This is a genomic window from Tindallia californiensis (assembly GCF_900107405.1).
Lineage (GTDB): Bacteria > Bacillota > Clostridia > Peptostreptococcales > Tindalliaceae > Tindallia > Tindallia californiensis.
In genome coordinates this window covers 113,464-131,801 of the sequence record NZ_FNPV01000004.1, presented here as the reverse complement: position 1 = coordinate 131,801, position 18,338 = coordinate 113,464, and the positions used below count along the sequence as shown (strand labels likewise).

Genomic DNA, 18,338 nt, shown 5'->3' with positions numbered 1-18,338 from the left:
CTTACCGATCGCTCCTTTTACCCATTTGTACCGCCGCTTCTTTTATTGCCTTTATAATATTAAGGTAACCTGTGCATCGACATAAATTCCCTTCTATTCCTTTCTTAATTTCTTCTTCTGTCGGATTAGCATTTTTGATCAACAATGCTTTTGCAGACATCATCATTCCCGGTGTGCAAAATCCACATTGAATGGCCCCATGATCTATAAAGGCTTGTTGTAAAATTCCCAGCTCTCCATTTTCCTCCAATCCTTCAACGGTAGTAACGTGCTTATGCATTACCTGGTGAGCCATTATCAAACAAGCATTAACAGCTAAATCATCAACAATCACCGTACAGGCACCACACTCCCCTTCTCCACAACCTTCTTTGGGTCCGGTTAAATCTAGTTTTTCTCTTAATACATCTAACAATCTCAATTTTTCTTCTACTACTATTTTATAATTCTGTCCGTTTACATTGAAATCCAGCAACATCTTTATTCCTCCTTAAAAAATCGGTTCATCTATCTTATATTGTATGTTCAAAAAGTCAAAAAAAAGACAAGAGAATGTTTTTTAAGCATTATCTCTTGTCTTTTTGGGTTTTTAGATATATAGCCATCCTTCTGATACAATTCTTACTTCTCCATTCAAATATATATCTTGAATAGCTCCTTTTTCCCAATTCACGGTTATATCCATGGTTCCACCGGGTTGTTTTATTGCCTTTTTTATACTATTTTTCTTTTGAGAAGCTAAGACAGCTCCCAGAGCTGCTGCTCCTGATCCGCAACCTCTTTCCCAAAACAGACTATCCGTCTCCCGCACCCATACCAAAGGTTCCAGGTAGTTTAATCTTTCGTCATAAAACATCACACCCAGGGCTTCCATCTCTTTTCCTTTTAATTGCTTTCGAATACCGTGGTATAGCAACATTCTTTCTTTCACTGTTCCACTATTAACCACCACATGGGTAATTCCTTCCATTGCCACTAAGGTTCCTTCTACCCTTCCTTCTTCTGATGAAATGGTTATTGTTTCTACTTTTTTAGGAGGGGTCATGTAAATGCCAACCTCCTTTTGATATGCTTTATCCATATTCTTTACAACACAGTCTATTGGTGCTTCTAAACCGCTGGTTTCCAGCTTTACAATGCCACCTTCGTCTTTCTGTCGAAAAGAAACGACCGCTGCCAGAGACCGGGTAGCGTTTACACAAAATTCTCCCCCCATCATCTCCAACCGAACCGCGGCGTTTTCCTCTCCCTTCACCATTTCCGTTACAAAGCCTACCTGTTCTGCATGAATATGATTCTCCTTCATTAGTTTTTGGGCAATTTCTACATACTGGTGTTTCGGTACCGTATCCCATATTAAAATGGTCATATTTTCCGTCGGACTGCATTTATAATATTTTAGTTTCATCGAAACATTCCTCCTGACATATATTACTGTAAGAAGGCCGCTGAAAAACCAGCGACCTTCTTTAGATACTACTCTACAGGTTAGGCAATATTATTTTAAGTTTTTGACAATTTTTACAAAATAACGGCTCCAATGATCCCGAAGATAACGATCGGAATGTTGTAATGCAAGAACGTAGGAACACATGTATCCCAGATATGGTCATGTTGACCATCAACATTTAATCCAGCTGTCGGTGCTAGTGTACTGTCGGAGGCTGGCGAACCGGCATCTCCTAAGGCTGCAGCCGTACCAATAAGAAGAATGGTTGCTTGAGGGCTAAAGCCAAGAGCCATCGCCATCGGCACGTAAATAGCCGCAATAATCGGAATGGTTCCGAAAGATGTACCAATTCCCATCGTAATAAACAGACCGATTAAAATCATTACAGATGCGGCAACAACCTGACTACCAGCTAACATTCCTCCGGCAGATTCCACCAATTGATCAACGCCACCGGTTTCCCGAATAACAGAACCGTAGCCCGCTGCTACCAGCATAACAAAAGCGATAAAACCCATCATTCCTATTCCACTGTGAAGCATTTCGTCCAAATCTTTCCATTTAATGGCTCCACCTACAAGCATAATCGTAATACCAACCAAAGCACCAATATGCAATGAGCCTAATGGGCTTACCTGAATCGCCAAAGCTGATACCGCACCAACCAATGCAACCCAGTGTTTGCCGGTCATTTTTATTTCTGCTTCTTCAACAGTTGTTTCAAGTCCTTCCGGTTCAATATCTTTATATTCTCGTTCCTTACGATAGGTAATAAACACAGCAATCAAAAGTCCAATTAGCATAGCCAGCCCAGGGATCCACATGACGTGCCAAATGGAGCTTTGAGCTACTTCCATGCCATTTTCCGACATATTATCACTGATAAGTCCATGAAAAATCCATCCATATCCTACCGGAAGTGCTACATAAGGCGCTTTCAAGCCAAAGGTCAACGCTGAAGCTACAGCACGTCGGTCAATTTTCAGCTTATTCATTACCTTTACTAAAGGCGGAATAAGGATTGGAACAAAAGCAATGTGCACAGGGATCAGGTTTTGGGATAAACATGCGACAGCGGCAATAATTAACACCAAAATAACACCTTTTCCTTGAACCCACTCAACAATTTTCCTGGAAAGTATGGTTGCAATACCCGTTTTATGAAGGGTTGCTGCCAATGTTCCCAATAAGATATAACTTAGTGCCGTACTGGAATTGCCTCCCATGCCACCAATTAATACTCCCATGGTTTCACCCAGGGGCATGCCTGCTAAAACTCCACCAGCCAAAGCCGCTATAATAAGAGATAGCAACACGTTAAGCTTCAGTAGGCAAAGAACTACCATAATAACAACTGATAATAAAACCGGGTTTGTCAGCATTTTCACATCCTCCTCGTTATTTTATTAACTATAGTGCTTTTATTTTTTCCAGAACCTTAGAATATTTTTTCCAAGGTTCTGGTTATTCTTTTTACCTTCTGCGTCTTCTTATTACAGCTCTCCTACTACTTTTTCAACAGCGCTGACAATTTGTCCAGAAGCAACAGCCGTTGTGCTTATTTGAATGTCATCATATAATACCCGGTCTTCTCCCAGTGCTGGCAGTGTCTGCCGTAAACTTTCGTATGCTGCCAGCGTTCCTCTGCCAGGTTTTTCTTCACCGTCAAGATCAATAGCCTGAGCCGCTGCCATTAATTCGATACCAACAACACTTTGTGCATTCGTTAGGATGCTTCGTGCTTTTCTGGCACCAATGGTACCCATACTTACATGATCCTCCTGATTAGCTGACGAGGGGATAGAGTCAACACTGGAAGGATGGGCCAGCACTTTGTTTTCAGATACTAATGCGGCGGCAGAATATTGAGCAATCATAAACCCAGAGTTAAGACCACCCTTTTGCGTCAGAAAAGCAGGAAGACCGCTTAACTGTGGATTGACAAGTCTTTCAATCCTTCGTTCTGATATATTCGCTAATTCAGCAATCGCTATTCCCAAATAATCAAAGGCTAATGCCATTGCTTGTCCATGGAAATTACCGCCAGAAATGGCTTCCTTGGTATCTGCAAAAATAATCGGATTGTCTGTTACTGAGTTGATTTCAATTTCAATTTTTTTCTTTAAGTGCTCCAAAGCATCTCTGGATGCCCCATGAACCTGAGGAATGCAGCGAAGCGTATAGGCATCCTGCACCCGTACTTCTCCCTGCCGTGTCGTACGCTGACTTTCTTCTGTAAGCTTTAACATGTTCGAAGCACTGTGTATTTGCCCTGCATGTGGTCGAACCTGATGGAGACGAAGGTCAAAAGCATCGGTGATGCCTCTTAGTGCCTCTACCGTTAAAGCACCGGCGATATCCGCAGTTTTCATCAAGATCATGGCATCATAATAACATAAAGTACCTACAGCTGTCATGGCCTGTGTTCCATTAATAAGACCCAATCCTTCTTTGGATGTGAGTTCAATAGGGGTAATACCAGCTTTTTTCATTGCCTCTTCTCCGGTTAAACGCTGTCCTTGATAAAAAGCTTCACCCATGCCCATCATCACTAATACCATATGGGAGAGAGGTGCCAAATCGCCACTGGCTCCCAAAGAACCTTTTTCCGGAATCACCGGATGAACGCCTTTATTCAACATCTCTATCAATGTTTGTATGGTTTCTAACCGGACACCTGAAAATCCTTTGGCTAGAGCATTGGCTCTCAGCAACATGATTCCTCGGGAGATTTCTTCTTCAAAAGGCTCTCCCACGCCGCAGGCATGACTCATAATCAGGTTTTTTTGTAATTGTTTTGCTTCTTCTTTTGAGATAACCACATCGCTAAACTTACCAAAACCAGTAGTGATCCCATAAATCACTTTTTCTTCCTGTACAAAATCGTCAACTACTTTTCGTGCACGATGAATCTTTTCTACAGATTCTTCTGTTAAAGCAACTGAAGCGTTATTCCGAGCAACTTCCACAACTTCTTCAATTGTAAGGCTATTTCCATCAATTCTGACTTCTTTCATTCTTCTACCTCCTCTGATATCAAAACAGCAAAAGTTCTTTATCACTTTCAATTTTAGCTTGTTCTATACTTTATCAAAAAAACGTCTTCAAATCGTCAATGAAATGAAGACGTTTTCATTTGCACCTCTTTTTTGATTCTTTTTAACACACTTAATTCATATGGATTTTTAATCATTCGCGCATAGGCCTGAGCATCATCGATATGTTTTTTAGCTGTATCGGTATTTCTTTTTTCTGCTTCAATTAATGCCATGTAAAGATTCGCAATTGATCTGCGCCAAAATATTTCATATTCTCTAAAGTAGTCTAATGCTTGCACCAAGTATTCTTCTGCCTTTTCAACCTTACCCATCTGATAGCAGGCCAAACCCATACCCGTATAAAAAACAGCTATTGAATGGTGTCTGACATCTTTTTGCGAACAACCGTCTACAGCTTTTCGATATTCTTCAAGGGCTTGTTCGTATTCCTGACGATTTCTGTGTATTTCTCCCTTATAATATCGACAAGCCGACACATGGACTACATGTTGACGATGCTTGGTTTCCATACCTGATACAGCTTTGATCGCCTCATCTAAAACCAGTTCTGCTTCATCAAAATCATGACTCATCATAAGGTAAAGCCCCTTTAAGCGTAGAAATATAGGCATACGATCCGGATAGCATTTGTTCTCTGCCATCTCCATTGCCTGATCAATATGTTGGATCATGATATCTGGTTGCTGGGTCTGTATTCCGTAGTTTACTATTTGCTGATATCCATTCATGGCATAATCCCAGTTTTCTGCTTCCAAGGCTAGCTGAATCATTTCTTTTGTAGTTTCCAGACCCACTTCATAATCACCTTCCCGGATTAACAATCGGCCCTTTAAATGAAGAAAAGAAAGGTGCCAAAATCGCACTTCTTCATCTTGCAAGTCTTCCGGATCCATTTTTTCCATAATAGCTTCCACTTCATCAAAGTATACCATGGTTTCTTCCCGACTAAGAAAAACTGACTGTCTGGGGAGGTTTCTTAAATGAATGGCACTGGGAAACAGTTCGTGATAGTAATCAAGATAGCCGTTCAGGTATTTCATAATATATTTTAACGCCCGAGGGTAGTCGCCACCTTGCTTAAAATGATGAATCAGGTCTGTATACCGAAGAACATCGCTGGTGTTTTCACGAAGCTGTTCCTCTAATTGTATCCCTACACGCTGATGTAGCAACCGTCTTTTAGAAAGAGACTGTTGCTCGTAGACATAGTCGCGAAATTTTTGATGGACAAATTCTATGCTCGTTTTATTTTCTTCAATAACCTCTCTTAAAATACCACGTTCTATTAATTGCTCCAACATTTCGGCCACTTCCATATCGTCAGCACTACTGATACCTGCCACACGACTTACTGGAACCCGATGAAAGAAAAGGGAAATCAGCTCTAGCAGCTTTCTTGTTTCTTCCGCCATTTCCTGCAACCGACTCTGTAAAATATTCTGAGCTTTTACGGAAAGTTTTTTAGTACTTCCACATGTTTGTAATGCATTGATGTATTCTGCTACAAAAAAGGGATTCCCTCGAGTCTCATTATATATTTTTTTACCGTCATTCTTGTCCAGCTTTTCCTTCCCTGCTTCTCCTTCGAGCCATTTCAATGTCTCCTCAAAGCTGAATCGCCTTAAGTTGATTTCCACCAAAGAACTTTTATGTCTTGTCATTGCCGTTAAAGACGCTTTTCGATTTTCATACCCATCTCTTATGGTTATTAAAAATAATACTGATAAGGTTTTTTCCTGTAAAATCCGCTGTAATAGCTGTAAACTCACAGAATCCATCCAATGCAAATCCTCAAATACAAAAATCAATTTTTTATTGATCGTTACTTTTTTCAACATCCCCACAACTGCTTCAATAAGATTTAATCCTTGTCCTTCTTCTAATGCCCTTTCTTGCAGCTTTTCTGTGCCAGAGGCAAGCAAAGATTCAAAAATTGGAAACTGTCTGGATATCTGATAGATCCAAGTTTCGGGCAAATGTATCTCATTCATCTCCAGCAGGGTTGCTAGCTGCGAAAAAACAGGTTGCCATGGTTTTAACAGAAAATTTTCTTCTTGTTGATAACAATTAGACTCCAGTACTTCGACTTCGGGAGATATTTCACTTTCAAGAAACTTTTGAACCAACAAAGTTTTTCCTATACCTGCTTCTCCGCATATCATAATTATTTTGGGAGAGGTCTTCCTAAAAAAAGTGCTTACTTCCCTTTGAAGTTGTTGCCATTCTTTTTCCCGACCGAAAATAACGGCTTTTCCTTTACGGCTTTCAGACAATACTTCTGGCTGACGTTGACTCAATACTTTTTCGTAAAGTGCTTTTGTGCGAGCTTCTGGCTGAATCCCAAGTTCTTCTTTTAAGACCTGAACGGTTTCCTCATAAACCTGTACCGCCTTATGAAACTGTCGCTTTTGCAGATATGCCTCCATCACTTTTCTTCTTGCCTCTTCGTCAAATTCATCTTTCCGTATTAAGGCTTTTCCTAATTCTAAAATCTCATCAACGTCTCCTATTTCTTCTGCTTTCTTTATTTCATGATGTAGTTTTCTTAAATAAAGTTCTTCGTATTCCTGTCTTTTTTTCAACATCCACCCCTCAAAATCCTCTGCATCTTTCACCGAAAATCCCTGCAGGAATTCCTGCTGATACTGTTTCCATGTGTCCTTTTTTTCCAGCAGGAAATGTTGAAGATCGGTACTCCATCGCCATTGCGGATTAAGAAGTAGTTCTTTTTGATTCGGTGTCAAAATCCCTTCTTCCCCGATTGTCTTTCGAATTTTGTAAAGGGCATTCCTCAAATTTTTTCGTGCCGTTTCTTCCGGAAAATCTCCCCATAACAAATGCATTAGCTCCGACCGAGATGCTTTGCCATTCACTAATAAATAATAAAACGCTGCTTCTGCTTTTCGATAAGGAAGACGCACGGACTCACCATCCAGTAAAACAGATGGTGTCTTTAATAAAACAGCCTTTATCGTAGGCATTCGCAACCCTCCTTTCCTTTGTCTAAGCGTTTCTCTTTTTTCATTATATCAAATCGAGGCTTACCTGGTCATAGAATTGCATAAAAAAACCCTGCCAGTAGCAGGGTTTTTTAGAAACTATTCGAATGCTTTCTCCACTTTCCATACATCCCAAACTTTTCCAACCAAGTCCGGACCTGGTTGTAATACTTGCTTGCCAGGTTTCCAGCCAGCTGGCGTCGCTTTCGTACCTTCTGATTCCCTCACCAGCTGAAAAGCCTGAACCTGACGAATTGTCTCAGCAATATTCCTACCCACCGGTGGTGTTAATACTTCAAAGCCTTGGACATTTCCGTCAGGATCAATAATAAATCGGCCTCTGGTTTCTACGCCACCCTCTTCGTCATAAACCCCATACATTTTGCCTATTTCACCACCACCATCCGAAAGCATTGGGAAGGGCACATCTTTATTAACCATTTTAGAAATTTCGTGATCGTTCCACATTTTGTGAACAAACACGCTGTCAACACTACAAGACAATACTTCTACGCCCAGTTCTTTAAGCTCATCATGTTTTTCAGCAACTGCTGATATTTCAGTAGCTCAGACAAAAGTAAAATCACCTGGGTAAAAACATAACAGCACCCATTTCCCCTTAAACTCTTCCAGGTCTACATTAACAAATTTCCCTTGGTGATAGGCTGGAGCTTTAAATACAGGAGCTGGTTTTCCTACTTTAATCATTGATCTTTCCTCCTTTGGTTTTTCCACTAATTTTTCCGAATTAAGGCTTATGTCTTTTTCCTTTTTCTGCACCGTCGGTCGTTTGCATCCAGGCTTAAACTCTTCTGGCAAATCATCCACCTCCATAAAATATATCTATCCATATATTTAGATTCTCTATGGAACATATACCCTTTGTTGGTGTTTCAAACACAGATTCCTAAATAAAATAATTTTTGCTACGGATCACCTCTAGCATCGTTAAAACCCAGGAAGGTGAAAGAATTTGTCGCAAATGGATTTCTCCTTATGTTATAATAACAGCCATACAGATTGATAAACAGCGATATTGAAAGGAGTTTTTCTATGAAACACCCCACTCATAACGGCGATTTATATTTTGAGGTTATCGGCCCAGAAGCCGCCCCGGTTCTGGTTTTTACTCACGGTGCCGGATTAAATCATCAGATGTTTGGTGATCAGGTCCGTTATTTCAGCGACCGCTATCGTTGTTTGATCTGGGACCTTCCTGGTCATGGCAACTCTTATCGCCTGAAAGAACCTTTTAGATTTACTGAAATGCCACAACAGATAATGGGTATGCTAGACGCTATTGGCGCTAAAAAAGCTACCCTGGTCGGTCAATCCATGGGCAGCATGATTAGTCAGTACACAGCTGATCTTTACCCGGATCGAGTAGAGGGAATTATCAGCATTGGAGGATCTCGTCTAAAAACAGATAAGCTTAGTAACTTCCAACGTTTTATGTTTAAGATGATGCCTCTGTTTTTTCGCCTAGTGCCGGAAAAAAAGTTTTTTTACCGTATTTCTGTCAGTAAAGCCATCACCCCCGCCGCAAGAACTTTTTATGAGGAATCCTTAACAAAAATGGGTCGATCTCAGTTTTTTCACGTTTGGCGTGGACTAATGGAAAGCTTTGAGCTAGGTGTTGATAAACCCATATCGCACCCATTGCTTATTCTCCACGGAGAGCATGAATCACCAGCTAATCTATTGGAGGAAGCTTCTCAATGGAATGAATCCTCGCCTAATAGCCGGCTCGTTATCCTTTCAGGTGCTGGCCACAACGCTAATATGGACGCTCCAAAGGATTTTAATCAAGAAGTAGCTATGTTTCTTAACCAATTACCTTATAAACAACAGCAATAGCAGAGAAAGGAGCCGCTTAATGTTATTCCAGCTTTTTATCAAACCTTTTTCCCAGCATCGAAAATGGTTTCTTCTTTCTTCTCTTCTTTTTCTCATCTCTCTCTTCCTTTTCAAAGCCTTGGCTTTTATTTATTATGGAGAAATCCTTCAGCTCTTCAGCCTTTTTTTTGATGATTTGGAAGAGCTTGCCTCTGATGTTTTTTTCGGCCCTTCTAAATGGCAAGGGGTTCGCATTCTTTTTATGAACAATCTACGGGCTTCGCTGATGATGTTGCTGGGTGGAATCATCCTTATTTTGCCCATTTTTGGCCTTATCATTAACGGTGGATTAGTAGGCGCTGTTTCCGCCTTGGTTCTTAAGGAGGGAAGCATGGGACTTTTTGGATTTTATGTAATCGGCATCCTGCCACATGGCCTATTCGAACTTCCCGCTATCCTTCTCAGCGGTGCTATTGGACTTAAAATTTCTAAGGAAATTATTTCACCTCCTCAAAGTGAAAGCCGGAAGCGGAGGCTTAAAAAAAATTATCAGGCTGCCTTATGGAGCTTACCGCTTATTGTCACATTGCTTGCCATCGCCGCTGTCTTAGAGGTTTTTCTTACTCCTTGGCTAATGGAGTTGTACTTTTCAGTTTAGGATCAATGTTATTTATCAAAGACTCGCATTTGGCATTTTGATAAATATATGGTAGACTGTTGAGCGATGTGTGACTATCTGCACAGGCAAAAAATCATTCAGGAGGTCTACTATGTTCCCCAAAAAATCAATTGGAACTTTGAGTGTTCTTATACTGCTGACCATAGCCGTTATATCACTCACACCTGTATATGCTTATTCAGAAGGCGTTGTTCTTCGCTATGAAATGGAGAATCACGATGTCCTAACCCTACAAAAGGATCTAAGCACCCTCGGCTTTTTTCACGTTGCACCTACCGGTTATTTCGGTTCGCTTACCAAAGAAGCCGTCAAAGATTTTCAGAAATCCCACGGCTTAGTGGTTGATGGTTTAGCCGGTCCAACAACCCTTAGAACAGTACAAAACCTAGCAACTACTAGCGATGAGAAACAAACCGTTTCCAGGGGAAGTCAACGCAGTAGAGAGTCCTCAGTGAAAATGCTTTCTTGGTTTGACGAAGTGAAGCCTTTGTGGAATCGTGGAGAAAATGCAGTGATCACCGATGTGGCTACTGGATTACGCTTTAATGTACAGCGCACCTATGGCAGAAATCATGCTGATGTTGAAACCCTTACAAAAGAAGACACTCGTATTTTAAGAGAAGCCATCGGTGGAAGCTGGAGCTGGGAACGTCGACCAGTTATTGTGGAAATAAAAGGTCATCGAATTGCCGCCTCTCTAGCTCCAATGCCTCATGCTGGTGTGGATGGACTTCCTACAAACGAAACGGTTAATAACCGAAGTGGCGGATTTGGAAGAGGCACAAACTTAAATGCTGTTCATGGCAATGGAATGGACGGTCATATGGATATTCATTTCCAAGGAAGCCGCACTCACGGAAGTAACTCCACTTGTTCTGATCACCAAAGAACTGTCGAGAGGGCTTATCGTTCCGGTAGTTAATTCCATGCTATACCCTATTCGGTCTAAAAAAGCCCTGCTCTTCGTTTGCAAAGAGCAGGGCTTTTTTATTCATAGGTTCCACTTTTTATTATCTTGTTCTCTTTCATCATCACTTCACCCCTAGCAATAACGGTTTCAATTCTTAATTTCTCATCCACAACCATCAAGTCAGCATCCTTCCCCGGCTTAACGCTTCCCTTAAACTCATTTATTTTCAGAGCTTTCGCTACATAGCTTGTAAAATGAGGAAGTGCTTCATGGATGCAATATTTTTCTTTCATTACCATTTGCTGAAATTCTTCATAAAGAGAACTTACTTCCGAAATACCAATGTCTATCATATTTCCATATTCATCATAATGAGACCAGCTTCCATATCCATCAGAACTTAGCAGAATATTTTCTGGTGCAATCCCCATTTCTTTTGCTCTCCTAATGACCTTCGCAGGAGGATTTTCTTTATGCAACCCACACGTAAGATCAATAATCCCTCCAGATTTTGCAAAAGAAAGCGCCTGTTCTAATAATTCTTTCTTGCGGTTTACATGTGTTGGCCGAATCGTTGTGATAGGGATATCGGTTGTTTCTAGGATTTTTATGATCGGTTCCATTCCTTCGTTCCCATTCCCCATATGAACCACCAGAATTCCTGCCTTTCCAGAAATCATCCCTGCTACACGAACATCCGAAGCTAGTCTTGCAAGTTCTTTTTCTGATATTTCCGATGACCGATGGTCAGAGAAAGCAACTTTAGCACCAATTACCTCTTGAATAAAAGCTATATCTTTTCGGACTGATTCTGTCAAGGTTACGGTTGGATATTCATAGGAACCTGTTACAGCATAAGCGGTGACTCCTTCCTTGTTCAAAGCTTTTGCCTTTGCAATTAAACTTTCGATATTCCTGGTGGAAGCATCTGTTCCCAGAAGCCCTACTACGGTTGTTGTTCCTGTAACAATTAGCTTGGACAGTGAAATTTCAGGCACTTTGGTTTCAAAACCACCTTCACCACCACCTCCAGTAATATGGACGTGCTGATCAATAAATCCAGGAAATATTTTTTTGCCTTTCGCATCCATCACTTGCATGTATTTTTCGCTAGGCTGTATTTCCTTATCTACTAATTCGATCTTCCCTTGGGCAATCAAAATGTCTTGAATACCTTTCTTTTCCGGATCATAAAGATCTGCATTTTTTATTAACAGCATTATCTTCACCAGCCTCTCAGAAAGATTTCCACCCAATTCCTTTTATTTTTCCAAGTCCTAATCCTATCGCTTCCGGGAGTATAATCTTGTCTTTTTCATAGATTATCCCTCCCGATATCGGATCTTCTGCACATAACAAAGGACTGTCTAAATCTACTTTGGTAACCACTTTTTTTGCTGCCGCTAAATGTGCTGCCGCTGTCACAGCTATTTTACTTTCCAGCATGCACCCCACCATGCATTCTACTCCTGAAGTTTCTGCAATGGCGCATATTTTAAGAGCATTGTGGATGCCACCAGCCTTCATAAGCTTGATATTGATCATATCCGTTGCACGATTTTGTAGTAAATGCAAGGCTTCTTCCGGCGAAAAAACACTCTCATCTGCCATAATAGGGGTGGTCACGCTATCTGTTACTTTTTTCAAACCTTCTATATCACCGGCTTTAACTGGTTGTTCTACAAATTCAATATTAAAGCCTCTCTCTTCCATCTTTTTAATGGCCGCAATAGCTTCTTTTACAGACCATCCCTGATTGGCATCCAGCCTTAATTTTATGTTGTCACCAACGGTTTTTCGGATTTTATCTAATCGGTTTAGATCTAGTTTGATGTTTTTCCCTACTTTTACTTTTAGGGTTCGGTAGCCTTCCTGTACAGTTTCCAAACTATCTTTTACCATTTCTTCAGGCTCATTAACGCTAATGGTCTTATCTGTTATCAATTCCGAGCGACAACCTCCAAGAATTTGATAAAGTGGCGCCTGGTATACTTGTGCATACAAATCATAAAGCGCCATATCTAGAGCTGCTTTTGCACTGGTGTTTCCAAGAATGGAATGATTCAGTAACACCATATTATTTTCAATATCAGCAATATCTCTATCTATTAGGCTCTTTTTTATATGTTCACGGATAGCTCCTATTATGGAGCCTTGCGTATCTCCCGTGATAACTCCGGTCGGTGGTGCTTCGCCATAGCCTTGGTTCCCCGTATCCGTTTCAATCATCACAACAACATTGCTTAACACATTCGCTGTTCTCAAAGCGGTCTTAAAAGGCTTTTTAAGTGGGATCTCCATTATCCCAAACTGAATATCTTTTATTTTCACTCTTCCCCCTCCTTTGATGATCATTTTATCTTTTCAAAACAAGTTCCAGGCTTTTTATTAATAGCTGCATTCTTGGCTCTATTGAATCAAGTAAAATATACTCTCCCGCCCCATGAGAACCGCCGCCAACAGGCCCAATAGCATCAATGGTTACCACACCTTCATCAGCTGTCAGACTTCCGTCAGATCCACCTCCTGTAGTAATCCATCTTGTTTCAATTTTCAATTCTTCGGCTATTGCTGATATTTTTTCACATAACCTTAGGGTTTCTCGACTTGGATTCATTGGGGGTCTTGTCACGCCGCCTCTTACTTCTACCTCAACACCTTTTACAAAAGGATCCTGTTGCATTTTACGTATGGTTCGATCCACTTTTTCAGCTTCTTCTGTGTTCTTGAATCGGAGATCCACCTCGGCACTTGCTTTTTCTGCAACGACATTAGCAACTGTTCCTCCTGAAATAACGCCGACATTAACCGTTGTTCCTGTTTCAAAGTTTGTTAATTGTTGAAGTTTAATAATCCAGTTTCCCAATTCTTCAATGGCACTGATTCCTTTTTCCGGCTCAACACCGGCATGGACGGCTCTACCCTTAAACTCAATGAAATATCGACCAACACCTTTTCTTTCATTAACCATAGAACCATCAGCTCGGGCTGGTTCTAAAACAAATACGCAGGCAGACTTCTTGGCTTCTTCCCTGATCATGGTGTTTGAGTAGCGCGAGCTTATCTCTTCATCACTATTTAAAAGAACGCAAACAGAAGTATTTCTAAGCTTTTCGCTTTCTTGTAAATGTTCAATGCTATAATACATGGCCAAAAGACCGTTTTTCATATCATTCACACCTGGTCCAAAGGCTTTATTTCCTTCTATCATAAATGGCCTTTTTTTCGCTTCTCCTACAGGAAAAACTGTATCCATATGCCCTAGCAGTAATACATCATATTGATCACTATTTTTTTTGTTGTTTATTTTAAGAATCGGTCCTGCTTCATCACTAAGTTTTATTTCTTCCACTTCCCAGCCTATCTCTTTATATTTCTTTACAAAGAAATCAGCTACTTTCCCTGTGCCTTTCGGATATTTGCTTCCACTGTCTATATTCACCAGGTATTCCAATTCTTCCAGGTATTTTTCAATGTTTAGTTGCATCCTTATTCCTCCCACTTTGCTTTTCTAAAAAAGGACAAGAGTTTTTTGCTATCCTCTTGTCCCCTTCCAAATCTTTGGCCTTTTCTAAAAGAGTTACAAAAATAAAATAAAATTCATTATGATTGTTACTATAAGTGCACCTGCCATCGGAACGGCCGTTCTTTTAACCACATCTACCGGGTTAACATCAGACACCCCTGCTACTGCTACAATAACTGCTGTAATAGGCGAAACACTTCTGGCAATACTAGCTGCAAACTGCATCGGCAGCAACATGACTACAGCCGGAATGCCTACCTGCGTGGATACATCCGGGGCTAATGCGGCAAATGCAAAGAAAGGCGCATTCCCAGAACCCATCACAACAGCGGAGGCGGCAATGATAGCTGTCATAATAAGAATCATCAGCACCGGACCAAACCCAGCATCTTGCGAAGCATTAATAACCGTATCGATAGCTCCAATACTAGTCAGTCCACGAGCGAAAGTTTCGCCTGCAATAATTAACGTTACTACACGGGCAAAAGAAGTACCCATCGCATCAAAGAATACCATAATACTAGAAAGTACACTTTCCGCATTTTTATGCCGAATAAATTCAAACACCATACTAATAAACAAGCTAATCAACATCGCTGTCACTACATGCATATTGATTGTATCAATCACCATGCTGCTAAAGGTAAAAATAAGTACCAATGGAATGAGAGGTAAGATGGCGTAGATCATGGGTGGCATATCTTCCTCCACGGTTCCTTCGTGCTTCCTTAATCTTTCAACTTCTTCTTTCGCTGCTGCTGCTGCTTGCAAAGCATCATGCCCTGCTTTCTGATCAAATCTTTTTTGTGTAAAATAATGTAGCACTGCAATAGTTATTGCAACAGCTATCGCTACAGGCACCTGATACTGTGCAAAATAGATCGCCACATCCAGCTCAGCTGTCGCTGCCGCCAAGTTAGCATTTCCTGATGCAGGCCCCAGATCCATACAGGCTGTCGTTCCAATCATAGCTGTCGCGGCTAGCTTGCTGACACCAAGACTTATAAGCAATGGATACATGGTAACCATCAATAAAAGTCCAACACCTGATGCGCTCGGCACAAAGATATTTAATATTTGTCCAACGATATACCCTAGCGCAAGTACTAAATAAGGTTTATTTAGGGCTTGAAGGGGTTTTATAGTGAGACTAACCAATGCTTTACTGGCTCCCGTATGGTCCATATAACGTGCAAAGCCAGCCACCGATATAATAATCAGCCCCAGTCCACCAGCCCGATTACTAAATGTATTTTTCATAAACTCAAAGATATCAAACCAAATAAATCCAGTACTAGAATCCTCAGCAACAATTTCACCTGTTCCTAAGATAATCGCTAAACTCATTAAAAGCATGCCACCCATCATTAAGACAGGCTGTGGTTTATACTTCTTTAAGATTAACCTTGCTACAAAACCAGTAATGACTAATGCAATGATAACACCAAACATCCAACTTCCTCCTTTTGAACAATTAAGGTTATTATGATTCCGCTTTTCTTACATGCACTCCAACAATATTCCCCCTCTCGATTTCATTTCTTGTTCTTATGTATATGCAACACCTGTGCCAATTCTTGTGTGTTTTTATTTCGAATATTTTCACCTTCCACTTTTCCAGTATTCGCAAGATATAACTCTTTATTTTATCTTTTTATTACCGTCTCACTAAAAAAAATAGCCGCTACCAAACAATCAGTATCGGCTTTTTTTATCCAATATAGGTTGCTTATATCCATCTTTGTGCATTAGCTTCTTTTCATATGGCATTCTAAAACCGTTTTTCCTAAAGGTGTCATTCCGTAACCTTTTTTAGATCCTTTAGAAATAATCAATGCCTTAGTCTCCAACTCTTTTAATAAACGTCGTATTTTCCCTTCTCCAAGACTGTATCCTTCTTTTACCGCAAGATCTCGAAGCGCTGTTCTTCCTAAAGATTCCGGTGCACTAGCCTCTAGAGTCGATAAAATCCACAAAGCATTTTTCTCTAAGAAAATAGTATCCTCTTTCATGTGGTTGGCAGAACCTGAATCTTTTAACATATGTGGGTGCAACTCATGACACTGTATCGAATGTCCATCATAGGTAAGCGAAAGATACTCCACTAAGTTAATGAGCTCTCTCACATTTCCGCGCCATTGGTAGTTGATAAGTTGCTCAATTACCTTGTCGTCAAATATCTCCAAAAAATCTGTTTCTTCCTCAAATTTTTGTTCTACAAATATTTTTAGCAAATAGTGAATGTCTTCTTGCCGTTCCCGTAAAGGGATCGTATTTAATGGCAAAATATTTAATCTAAAAAACAAATCCTCACGAAAAACTTCCTTATCTACCAGTTCTAATAAATCCTTGTTTGTTGCTGCTATTACACGAACATCTACTGGTATTTCCTCCATAGCCCCTACTCTTCTTATTTTCTTCTCTTCAAGCACCCTTAGCAGCTTAACCTGAAAATCCAGCGGTGCATCACCGATTTCGTCAATAAACACCGTCCCACCACTGGCGATTTCAAAAATGCCCATTTTCCCGCCTTTTAAGGCGCCAGTAAAAGAGCCTTCTTCATATCCAAAGAGTTCACTTTCCAGTAAAGTTGGTGTTAATGCGCCAATATTAACGGGTACAAAGGCTCCTTTTCGACGCCGCGAAGCACTATGGATAGCTTGCGCTAAGATTTCTTTCCCTGTCCCATTTTCTCCTTGAATTAAAATGGTCGCATCCGTTTCTGAAAATTTTTTTGCCTTTCCCAGCATTTGCTTTGTCGCCAGGTTTTGGGTTAAGTAATCTTCGAAAGTGTGTAGTTGTTGTTTGATTTTCTTCTCTTGATTTCGTCGAATCCGATGGCCTAACTTTGAAATCCTATCTGTGTATTGGATCGTCATTAAGTGTCCGGATCGATAATCAAAATGAATCTTTTGGACATCGACCAGCATCTCAACTCCGTTAACCTCTGTGATCCAAGTAATTTGGTCTTTCAAAGTATTGTTTGGTATTTCCATTAATATCGAAATTTCTTTACCAATGACTTCGCTTTTGTCCCTATTGATTATTTTTTCAAAGTTTGTATTCACATTGATAATATGACCATTTTCACCTATATAGGCAATACCATGCTCAATACTATTTACAATGCGTTCCAGAAGTTTTTCTGATTCCTGTGCATCTTGTCGACTCTCATCGATTAGTTTGGATATTTCCACAATATTTCTTAAATATTCCGTTAAACAACTTTTTTCAAATTTTTCCTCTAATTCTAAAGAAAAAATAATTTCATGGATCGTACTAATATCTAAAATCCGACTCCCAAGATCAATCACTTTTTCTACTTCGGCAGGAATTAAATGAGTTTCGCCAGGCGTAACGGCAATGCTCGCTTCTATCATTTTTCGGCAACCTGGATAAAAAGGATGATAAGAAACATGGTCCAACCCGATTAGTTCCAGCTGTTGAATTGCCTCATAAGCTGTTCGCTGAGAATCATTTACCAGTAATACGTCTGTTTTTTTAGGAATTGAAATGATTTCTTTTATATTCTTATGATTAATCACTCGTTCTGTTTCAATATATGGCTTTCGTATCTGTTCTTCTTCTATTAACAGGTACCGAATACATCCTTTTGTATAAAGAAAAAGATCTACATCAGCTGAAAGTATTTCTTTTTTCTGCGACAACAAATATGTTTCCACTAACATCTTATCAGCAAATAAACTTTCCAACTGTTCTTTAATAACCTTTGATGTTGGTTTTCCAATAGTAATTAAGGCAACTTTTTTCATCCTTCTCCTCCTTTATCTGATGACCGCCCCCACTAAGAATCCTATTTATAAACATCATAAAAAAACCCTCCGGTATTTCTTATACGAAGGGCTAATGCTCACTCAA

General features: G+C 40.2%; 14 protein-coding genes. 3 read left to right on the top strand and 11 right to left on the bottom strand.

Going from position 1 to position 18,338, the window contains the following annotated elements:
- Nucleotide 1: 1 nt before the first annotated feature.
- The 6 genes from BLV55_RS06580 to prxU all read right to left on the bottom strand — a co-directional run bounded on the left by BLV55_RS06580 (nt 2) and on the right by prxU (nt 8,327).
- Entirely contained in the window at nt 2-478 is a 477-nt protein-coding gene (locus BLV55_RS06580; protein ID WP_093312630.1) for a (2Fe-2S)-binding protein, read from the bottom strand.
- A 111-nt stretch (nt 479-589) separates the two neighbouring features.
- Nucleotides 590-1,408 (bottom strand): histidine racemase CntK family protein, encoded by an 819-nt coding sequence (locus BLV55_RS06575; RefSeq protein ID WP_093312628.1) that lies wholly within the window; start codon nt 1,406-1,408, stop codon nt 590-592.
- 113 nt (nt 1,409-1,521) lie between these two features.
- Nucleotides 1,522-2,832 (bottom strand): Na+/H+ antiporter family protein, encoded by a 1,311-nt coding sequence (locus BLV55_RS06570; protein WP_093312625.1) that lies wholly within the window; start codon nt 2,830-2,832, stop codon nt 1,522-1,524.
- Nucleotides 2,833-2,943: 111 nt separating this feature from the next.
- A complete protein-coding gene (gene hutH, locus BLV55_RS06565) occupies nt 2,944-4,467 on the bottom strand; it encodes a histidine ammonia-lyase (protein ID WP_093312622.1) in 1,524 nt (507 codons plus the stop codon).
- Nucleotides 4,468-4,562: 95 nt separating this feature from the next.
- Nucleotides 4,563-7,490: an AfsR/SARP family transcriptional regulator gene (locus tag BLV55_RS06560; protein ID WP_093312619.1), complete on the bottom strand. Its 2,928-nt coding sequence runs from the start codon at nt 7,488-7,490 to the stop codon at nt 4,563-4,565.
- A gap of 117 nt (nt 7,491-7,607) precedes the next feature.
- Nucleotides 7,608-8,327, bottom strand: coding sequence for a thioredoxin-dependent peroxiredoxin (prxU, locus tag BLV55_RS14760; RefSeq protein ID WP_242870059.1), 720 nt, complete (start codon nt 8,325-8,327; stop codon nt 7,608-7,610).
- A 234-nt stretch (nt 8,328-8,561) separates the two neighbouring features.
- Between prxU and BLV55_RS06550 the strand changes: the two genes are divergently transcribed.
- The 3 genes from BLV55_RS06550 (at nt 8,562) to BLV55_RS06540 (ending at nt 10,945) form a co-directional block, all read left to right on the top strand.
- A complete protein-coding gene (locus BLV55_RS06550; protein WP_093312613.1) occupies nt 8,562-9,365 on the top strand; it encodes an alpha/beta fold hydrolase in 804 nt (267 codons plus the stop codon).
- Between the two features lie 19 nt (nt 9,366-9,384).
- Nucleotides 9,385-10,002: a stage II sporulation protein M gene (locus BLV55_RS06545; RefSeq protein WP_093312611.1), complete on the top strand. Its 618-nt coding sequence runs from the start codon at nt 9,385-9,387 to the stop codon at nt 10,000-10,002.
- A gap of 112 nt (nt 10,003-10,114) precedes the next feature.
- On the top strand, nt 10,115-10,945 hold the full coding sequence (locus tag BLV55_RS06540) for a peptidoglycan-binding domain-containing protein (RefSeq protein ID WP_093312608.1): 831 nt from the start codon (nt 10,115-10,117) through the stop codon (nt 10,943-10,945).
- Nucleotides 10,946-11,010: 65 nt separating this feature from the next.
- On the opposite strand, the gene iadA is transcribed toward BLV55_RS06540, so the two are convergent.
- The 5 genes from iadA to BLV55_RS06515 all read right to left on the bottom strand — a co-directional run bounded on the left by iadA (nt 11,011) and on the right by BLV55_RS06515 (nt 18,232).
- Nucleotides 11,011-12,153, bottom strand: coding sequence for a beta-aspartyl-peptidase (gene iadA, locus BLV55_RS06535; protein WP_093312605.1), 1,143 nt, complete (start codon nt 12,151-12,153; stop codon nt 11,011-11,013).
- Nucleotides 12,154-12,169: 16 nt separating this feature from the next.
- The gene (locus tag BLV55_RS06530; RefSeq protein ID WP_093312603.1) at nt 12,170-13,264 is read right to left on the bottom strand and encodes a dipeptide epimerase; all 1,095 of its coding nucleotides are present in this window, start codon (nt 13,262-13,264) and stop codon (nt 12,170-12,172) included.
- A gap of 25 nt (nt 13,265-13,289) precedes the next feature.
- A complete protein-coding gene (locus tag BLV55_RS06525) occupies nt 13,290-14,420 on the bottom strand; it encodes a M20 family metallopeptidase (protein ID WP_093312601.1) in 1,131 nt (376 codons plus the stop codon).
- 93 nt (nt 14,421-14,513) lie between these two features.
- Complete coding sequence (gene dcuC / locus BLV55_RS06520; RefSeq protein WP_093312598.1) at nt 14,514-15,911, bottom strand: C4-dicarboxylate transporter DcuC; 1,398 nt, start codon at nt 15,909-15,911, stop codon at nt 14,514-14,516.
- A 296-nt stretch (nt 15,912-16,207) separates the two neighbouring features.
- Nucleotides 16,208-18,232, bottom strand: coding sequence for a sigma 54-interacting transcriptional regulator (locus BLV55_RS06515; RefSeq protein ID WP_093312596.1), 2,025 nt, complete (start codon nt 18,230-18,232; stop codon nt 16,208-16,210).
- Between the last annotated feature and the right edge of the window lie 106 nt (nt 18,233-18,338).

Bases quoted from the DNA above. Each gene is read 5' to 3' on its own strand.
- BLV55_RS06580 (WP_093312630.1), bottom strand. From the start codon at position 478: ATGTTGCTGGATTTCAATGTAAACGGACAGAATTATAAAATAGTAGTA.
- BLV55_RS06575 (WP_093312628.1), bottom strand. From the start codon at position 1,408: ATGAAACTAAAATATTATAAATGCAGTCCGACGGAAAATATGACCATT.
- BLV55_RS06570 (WP_093312625.1), bottom strand. From the start codon at position 2,832: ATGCTGACAAACCCGGTTTTATTATCAGTTGTTATTATGGTAGTTCTT.
- hutH (WP_093312622.1), bottom strand. From the start codon at position 4,467: ATGAAAGAAGTCAGAATTGATGGAAATAGCCTTACAATTGAAGAAGTT.
- BLV55_RS06560 (WP_093312619.1), bottom strand. From the start codon at position 7,490: ATGCCTACGATAAAGGCTGTTTTATTAAAGACACCATCTGTTTTACTG.
- BLV55_RS06550 (WP_093312613.1), top strand. From the start codon at position 8,562: ATGAAACACCCCACTCATAACGGCGATTTATATTTTGAGGTTATCGGC.
- BLV55_RS06545 (WP_093312611.1), top strand. From the start codon at position 9,385: ATGTTATTCCAGCTTTTTATCAAACCTTTTTCCCAGCATCGAAAATGG.
- BLV55_RS06540 (WP_093312608.1), top strand. From the start codon at position 10,115: ATGTTCCCCAAAAAATCAATTGGAACTTTGAGTGTTCTTATACTGCTG.
- iadA (WP_093312605.1), bottom strand. From the start codon at position 12,153: ATGCTGTTAATAAAAAATGCAGATCTTTATGATCCGGAAAAGAAAGGT.
- BLV55_RS06525 (WP_093312601.1), bottom strand. From the start codon at position 14,420: ATGCAACTAAACATTGAAAAATACCTGGAAGAATTGGAATACCTGGTG.
- dcuC (WP_093312598.1), bottom strand. From the start codon at position 15,911: ATGTTTGGTGTTATCATTGCATTAGTCATTACTGGTTTTGTAGCAAGG.
- BLV55_RS06515 (WP_093312596.1), bottom strand. From the start codon at position 18,232: ATGAAAAAAGTTGCCTTAATTACTATTGGAAAACCAACATCAAAGGTT.